At 66.2% G+C, this 674-nt stretch carries 1 protein-coding gene; it reads left to right on the top strand.

What is annotated here, in order from left to right; genetic code table 11:
• Window positions 1-67: 67 nt before the first annotated feature.
• Window positions 68-674: CDP-alcohol phosphatidyltransferase family protein (locus ABB26_RS16785; RefSeq protein WP_057635869.1), on the top strand; the 607-nt coding region annotated here is incomplete at its 3' end.

Here is a 674-nt window from a genome sequence, read left to right as displayed (position 1 = left end):
GCGTCTCGCTTCCCACCCTACCCCCCTCGCACTCCCTCTCTCCCTCCAATGCACTACCATCACCGGCATGGGAAAGGATGACCGTAGACCGATTGCCGCCCGTTCCACCGGCTGGGCCCGTGCCCTGAGTGCCGCGCTGGTTCGTTCCTCCATCACGCCGAACCAGATCTCGGTACTCAGCATCTTCTTCGCCGCCATCGGCGCAGCTGCCCTGCTCCATTGGCCCGGCATTGCAGGGCTGATCACCTGCGCCGTGTGCATACAGCTGCGCCTGATCTGCAACCTGCTCGACGGCATGGTCGCAATGGAAGGCGGCAAGCAGACGCCGACCGGCGCGCTCTACAACGAATACCCCGACCGCATTGCCGACTCGCTGCTGATCGTCGCGCTAGGCTATGCCGCCGGCATGCCTTGGCTGGGTTGGCTCGGTGCATTGCTGGCCGCGCTCACCGCCTACGTGCGCCTGTCCGGCGCCAGCCTCGGCCTGCCCCAGAATTTTCGTGGACCGATGGCCAAGCAGCACCGCATGGCCGTGCTCACCGTGGCCTGCCTGCTGGCCCTGATCGAAGTGCTGGTCACCCACACCGCATACGTACTGCCGACGGCCGCGATCGTCATCGCAGCGGGCTCATTGCTGACCTGTATCACCCGCACCCGCGCCATCGCCGCCCAGC

The sequence above is a fragment of the Stenotrophomonas humi genome, assembly GCF_001431415.1.
GTDB lineage: Bacteria > Pseudomonadota > Gammaproteobacteria > Xanthomonadales > Xanthomonadaceae > Stenotrophomonas > Stenotrophomonas humi.
This window is presented reverse-complemented; position numbering and strand designations above follow the sequence as displayed.